Genomic DNA, 6,051 nt, shown 5'->3' with positions numbered 1-6,051 from the left:
CGACCCTGGACTACGTCAGTCCCGTGACGTATGAAGAACGACTCCAGAACGCCGCGTAAGAACTCTTAAACCCGTGTCCATTAAACCGGGTCAAGCCCAGCTGCGGGGTAGGCAATCAAATGACCGAGGGCCACGTTCCGCGTCGCCCCCGTTTGCTCCAAGCCGAGAGCGATGTCTCGCGCGGGCTTTCGAAGCGTGCCCGGGAACACGCCCCACTCATGGTACAAGTCTCCGCGCGCATGAGGGCGCAGCACATCCCATTAACGCTGCCAATGCAACAACCCACCACGACACATCAAGTGCTGCCGCAAGTGCTCCGACTTCGATTGCTGCGAGCATCAGCACGACCATGCGCCGCTGCATCTTGCGCTTCTCTTCGGCGTTGGCGCCCTGTGGCGCATCTCGCCAGCGCCATCGTCGCTCTCCGTCACTTCCTTCATAGATCCAGTTGTCCTTGATCCGAGCGCGCACATGTGCGTTCAAGAGCACCATGGCGATCCCGGCGATCCCGAAGAGAGCCGCAACCGCAGGCAGCACCGCAATTGACGGAACAACGAGAGTACGATGCGCAAGGAGCATTAGGGCCGGCATCGTCGCCGCGAGGCCCACCATGGCAAAGGCAGCGTCCGACCACCGCCGGTACTTCAATGCGGCATCGATTGCGCCGTATCGCGAATCCTGCCAACCGGGGACAACACCTCCACCGTGCGGATCGTCCAACCGCTCAAGGTGCTGCATAAACGCGGAGAGCAAGCCAATAATGGCGTCGTTGTGGCGCACCCACATCGCGGTAGCTAGGGTAAGCAGCGGCAGCAGGATAACCGCAGCCTCGCGCCATGCGTCCGGATCTGCCATGTCGCCGCCCGGGGGGGTCAGTCCTAGGAGCAAAGTGACAACCACCCCAGTCATGAAAGAGCCTTGGATAACCAAGCGCGATTGGATCCTAGTGTTCACTTCGGCCCACGCCGCCTGATATCGCTGAGGTGATGGTGCGTAGTTGAGCTCTGGCGGATCGACCATCTAGTCCTCGCGAACTCGTCAACAGGGGAAGACATGCGCTGGCCGTGGGCCGCCCAACGTCCAGTTGAGCTGCGCGGACATCATATAGTGTGCGCCCGAAGGGCGCACGATTCAATAGTGACCGCGTCTGCTCCAACGTTAGTTAGGCGCCGATGCCAATCGCTGGACCGAGCGCGCTGAGCGCGAGCAAGGTAAAGCGACAACTCTCTGCGACATCGCGCCCCCGCTCCTCCAGTGCCTCCGGTACGTCTACCACTCGTAGCATTGCCTCTGTTCCGGCGACCAGGATCGAGCTCTCGAGTGTCGAGCCGTGGATGACCTTGGAGCCCAAGGTCCACCGTAGTGACGGATACGGGACTCGCAACCGTTGGAGTGCGTCGGAGACCTTCAGGCCGTAAAGAAGTGCCGATAGCTCGGGAACGAAATGGGTCGGCTTGCCTTCGGACATAGAGTGGATCTTCCGAGTCCACTCGGCAAGGCGAGGATCGCCTTGGAGCCGCTGGATCCTTGCGGCTGACTGTGCGGCAGCGTCCGCGGACCGTCTCCGATCGAGTGCGACTTCTTGATCGCTGACGATTTCCTCATCACCCAGAAGGCGATCGAGGGCCGCCCGTACATGATCGGGATATTCTGACCTCGGCCGCGTGGCAGGCTCGGGTCGCAGCGTAGTACTCACGGCCATCGTTTGAGAACGTGAGACTTTTAGGTCGTGCGTGAGGCTCCATGCAAGATACCCGCGCAGGCGCTTCCGTTGGTCATCGAGTTTGGCGGAGGCGTCATCGGTCTCTCCTGGCACGTTGCCTGCCGGCGCCTCGTCGCCGACAACGAGAACAGCGTGGATGAGCATCTCAAGTGCGCTTCTGGACAGAACCCAAAGCGGTAGGGACGACGGACCGGAGAGCAACTTGGGAACCGCCGTCGCTAGGCAGATGGCGCGCGTCCACAGAGCCGTCCACGCCAACGACTCGGGAGTGACGACCGGAGGCAGCGCGTGAATGGAAGTAAGGCCGACTTCGACTGCAAGCAATGCGGACCGCGCCGCTCCATTGGCTTGCGGGAGCCGCCGTCGCGTCTCCTGTAGAAGCGACGCTGCGTCAAAGGGCAGAACAAATGTCAGCTCGTTCATGGACGTGAGTCCTCTTCGTGGTAACGAGCGATGTCGATCTAACGAGCGCCCAACGTGATTTCTGCAGTCTCGGATAATCCGCAGCTCAGATGCACAGGAGGTGTTCTCCGACAGGACTTCGCAAGGATAGCGCCGAAAAATGACCTCGGCCATCAACGCGCAACCCTCAACGTGACAATACCTTACGACTGCTGCAACAGCGCAACACCCTGTTACCGCCGCAACGTTCGCACGGATAACCCCAATACCCACCAGAACCGCGCCCCAGAGGCACACCCCCCCGTCAGCTGCCACCCCTCCCCATCACCCCATACCTCCGCATCGCCGCCTCCACCTGCGACGCCTCCGTCGTCTCCTCCGGATACAGCCGATAACTAGGCGCCACGATAGGCGCCACCCCTGACACCTCGACCACGATCACCGACCTGATCGGAAACCGCCCCCCCGTCATCTCCTCCAGGGGCGCCGCCCACGGCGCATACTCCGCGTCGCCAGGCCGAACGACAGCGGCCCGCCCCTTCACCTTGAACCCCTTCTGCACGAACACATCGACGAAGCTGACGCACACCGCCGCGTTGGCCGCGATGTTCCGCGTCGACGATGTCCGACCAGTGCAGCGCCGCGAATGGACGCGACACCGGCCATAAGATGCACTTGATTTACCACATTGTCAGAGCCCCGCGACCCCGCTACGCCCGAGCCGTCGAAACCAATGCCTCCCGGCATATGTTTACCCCTGGACATCGACCAAGCGGTCGACTCGACACGCATACACGACGGGAGCGCACGATGGACTCGAAGCACGGCGAAAACGGGGGCAAGTGCCCGGTGGTGCACGGCGCGCGCGCGACGGCCGGCGGCCGCTCGAACCGCGACTGGTGGCCCAACCAGCTCAACCTCGGCATGCTCCACCAGAATCCGCCCGCCGGAAACCCGATGGGGGCGGACTTCGACTACGCCGAGGCGTTCAAGTCGCTCGACCTCGACGCGGTCGTGAAGGACCTGCACACCCTCATGACCGACTCGCAGGACTGGTGGCCGGCCGACTACGGACACTACGGCCCGCTCTTCATCCGCATGGCGTGGCACAGCGCGGGGACGTACCGCACGGGCGACGGGCGCGGCGGCGCGGGCTCTGGAACGCAGCGCTTCGCCCCGCTCAACAGCTGGCCCGACAACGGCAACCTGGACAAGGCGCGCCGACTCCTCTGGCCCATCAAGCAGAAGTACGGCAACAAGCTCTCCTGGGCCGACCTCTTCATCCTGGCCGGCAACGTCGCCATCGAGTCGATGGGGCTAAAGACCTTCGGCTTCGCCGGCGGCCGCGCCGACGTGTGGGAGCCGGAGCAGGACATCTACTGGGGGGCCGAGGCGGAGTGGCTGGGCGACAAGCGCTACTCGGGCGACCGCGAGCTCGAGAATCCGCTGGCCGCGGTGCAGATGGGGCTCATCTACGTGAACCCCGAAGGGCCTAACGGGAACCCCGACCCGCTGGCCTCGGCGCGCGATATCCGCGAGACGTTCAAGCGGATGGCAATGAACGACGAGGAGACGGTCGCCCTCATCGCGGGCGGACACACCTTCGGCAAGATGCACGGCGCGGGCGACCCGAAGCTCGTGGGCCCGGAGCCAGAAGCCGCTCCGATCGAGGAGATGGGGCTGGGCTGGCGCAACGCGCTGGGGACGGGCAAGGGTGAGTTCACCACCACCAGCGGCCTCGAAGGGGCCTGGACGCCGAACCCGATCAAGTGGGACGACGGCTACTTCGACACCCTCTTCGGCTGGGAGTGGGAGTGCGTGAAGTCCCCGGCCGGTGCCTGGATCTGGGAGCCGACCGACAAGGAGAAGGCCCGGGTCGTCCCCGACGCGCACGTCCCGGGAAAGAAGGTCCTCCCCGCGATGACCACCGCCGACATCGCGTTGCGCACGGACCCCAGCTACCTGGAGATCTCGCGCCACTTCCACGCCAACCCCGACCAGCTGGCCGACGCCTTCGCGCGCGCCTGGTTCAAGCTCACGCACCGCGACATGGGGCCGCGCTCCCGCTACCTGGGCAAGCTGGTCCCCAACGAGGAGCTGATCTGGCAGGACCCGATCCCCGCCGTCGACCACGAGCTGGTCGATGCCAAGGACATCGCCGCCCTCAAGGCGAAGCTCCTGGCCTCGGGGCTCTCGATCGCGCAGCTGGTCTCCACCGCCTGGGCCTCGGCCTCGACCTTCCGCGGCTCCGACAAGCGCGGCGGGGCCAACGGCGCGCGCATCCGCTTGGCGCCGCAGAAGAGCTGGGAGGCGAACCAGCCGGCCAAGCTCGCCCGTGCCCTCGAGATCCTCGAGACGATCCAGAAGGAGTTCAACGACGCGCAGAAGGGAGGGAAGCGGATCTCCCTCGCCGACCTGATCGTCCTGGGCGGCTGCGCGGCGGTGGAGCACGCGGCGCACGAGGCGGGTGTCGAGGTGGAGGTCCCCTTCACCCCGGGGCGCATGGATGCCTCGCAGGAGCAGACGGACGTCGAGTCGTTCTCGGTGTTGGAGCCGGTGGCCGACGGCTTCCGCAACTACCAGAAGCAGCCCTACGCCGTCTCGGCCGAGGAGCTCCTGGTGGACAAGGCACAGCTCCTCACCCTCACCGCGCCGGAGATGACGGTGCTGGTGGGCGGGCTGCGCGTGCTGGGCGCCAACCACGGCAACGCGAAGCACGGCGTCTTCACCGATCGCCCCGGCAAGCTCACCAACGACTTCTTCGTGAACCTGGTCGACATGGGGACGGCGTGGAAGCCGATGTCGGAGGCGGGCGACGTCTTCGAGGGGCGCGATCGGGCCACGGGCGACGTGAAGTGGACGGCCACCCGCGTGGACCTCGTCTTCGGCTCCAACTCGCAGCTGCGGGCGCTGGCCGAGGTGTACGCGCAGGACGACGCGCAGGCCAAGTTCGTGTACGACTTCGTGAAGGCGTGGGACAAGGTGATGAACCTGGACCGCTTCGACCTGGCCTGAGCCGAGCGATACGTTAGGCACGATACGCCAGGGGTGGCGCGCCGGCATGGGCCGGGCGCCACCCTTCGGCATTCCATCCATCCGGGCGTCAGCGAGCCCGTCCCGGCGCCCGGTGCGCTCAGCGCATCGCCCAGGACACCCCGGTCACGAGCGCGGGGCCGGGCGCGGGCATCCCGGTGACGTCGAGCCAGCGCGCGTTGGCGAGGTTGGTGCCGTCGAGCGTCACGCGCCACGCCCCGCGCCCCCATTCCACCCTCGCGTCGGCGGTGGTGTACCCCTCCTCGCCGGCGCGCCGCGCGTGCACGACGTCCACGCTGGCCCTCACGCCGGCGCCGAGGGCGCGCGTGGCCGTCACCCCGCCCGAGCGCGTGAGCGGGCGCAGGGCGTACTTGCCGACTATCCCCGCCGGGAGCGAGGTGGTGAACCGCGTCCCCTGCGCGCGGAGTCGCCAGTCGACGCCCGCCAGCTGCATCACCTCGCCCGACAGCTCCACGCCATGGAGCGTGGCCTCGGCCACGTTGCTCGCCACCCACGGCACGGCCGGCGGCACGGTCCCCGCCGGGCGCGTCCAGTCGATGAGGTCGCGCGACCGCCGTCCGAACACGGTCAGCTCCGCCGCCCCGCGCCCGAAGGCGCGGCGCAGCGCGGCGTCGCCGGTCCAGAACGTCTCCACCCCGAGGGTAGGGGTGCCGCGATTGGCCGGGTCCACGTAGTAGCGCTCGGTCCACGACGGCGCGCGAATGCCGCGCGAGATGGCGAGCCGCCCGGTGTACCCCTCCGCCAGGGGCAACCGCACGGTGACCGACGGCGACAGCGCACTCCCGGTCACCGACGAGTGATCCACCCGCGCCGCCGCCGTCAGCGTGGCGCCGCGCAGCTGGTGCGCCCCCTCCATGAAGGCGGCAAGCCGG

The 6,051-nt window shown here is 66.6% G+C and carries 3 protein-coding genes and 1 pseudogene (1 of these 4 cut by a window edge); 1 reads left to right on the top strand and 3 read right to left on the bottom strand.

Annotated features, from left to right (window positions below; all coding sequences use genetic code 11):
- Positions 1 to 2,429: 2,429 nt before the first annotated feature.
- On the bottom strand, positions 2,430 to 2,714 hold the full coding sequence (locus ABS52_19690; protein ID ODS99724.1) for a hypothetical protein: 285 nt from the start codon (positions 2,712 to 2,714) through the stop codon (positions 2,430 to 2,432).
- A gap of 221 nt (positions 2,715 to 2,935) precedes the next feature.
- On the opposite strand from ABS52_19690, the gene ABS52_19685 reads away from it, so the two are divergent.
- On the top strand, positions 2,936 to 5,140 hold the full coding sequence (locus ABS52_19685) for a catalase/peroxidase HPI (GenBank protein ODS99723.1): 2,205 nt from the start codon (positions 2,936 to 2,938) through the stop codon (positions 5,138 to 5,140).
- 118 nt (positions 5,141 to 5,258) lie between these two features.
- Here the strand turns inward: ABS52_19685 and ABS52_19680 are convergent, their stop codons facing one another.
- Both ABS52_19680 and ABS52_19675 read right to left on the bottom strand, forming a co-directional pair.
- Entirely contained in the window at positions 5,259 to 6,035 is a 777-nt protein-coding gene (locus tag ABS52_19680; protein ID ODS99722.1) for a hypothetical protein, read from the bottom strand.
- A pseudogene (locus ABS52_19675) lies at positions 5,999 to 6,051 on the bottom strand (hypothetical protein) (it continues 946 nt past the right edge of the window). The gene ABS52_19680 and the pseudogene ABS52_19675 overlap by 37 nt, the downstream one beginning before the upstream one ends.

The organism is Gemmatimonadetes bacterium SCN 70-22 (assembly GCA_001724275.1).
In the GTDB taxonomy this organism is placed as follows: domain Bacteria; phylum Gemmatimonadota; class Gemmatimonadetes; order Gemmatimonadales; family Gemmatimonadaceae; genus SCN-70-22.
The sequence above is the reverse complement of the archived record's forward strand: the minus strand, read 5'-3'. Positions and strand labels throughout refer to the sequence as shown.

Bases quoted from the DNA above. Each gene is read 5' to 3' on its own strand.
- ABS52_19680 (ODS99722.1), bottom strand. From the start codon at position 6,035: ATGGAGGGGGCGCACCAGCTGCGCGGCGCCACGCTGACGGCGGCGGCG.
- ABS52_19685 (ODS99723.1), top strand. From the start codon at position 2,936: ATGGACTCGAAGCACGGCGAAAACGGGGGCAAGTGCCCGGTGGTGCAC.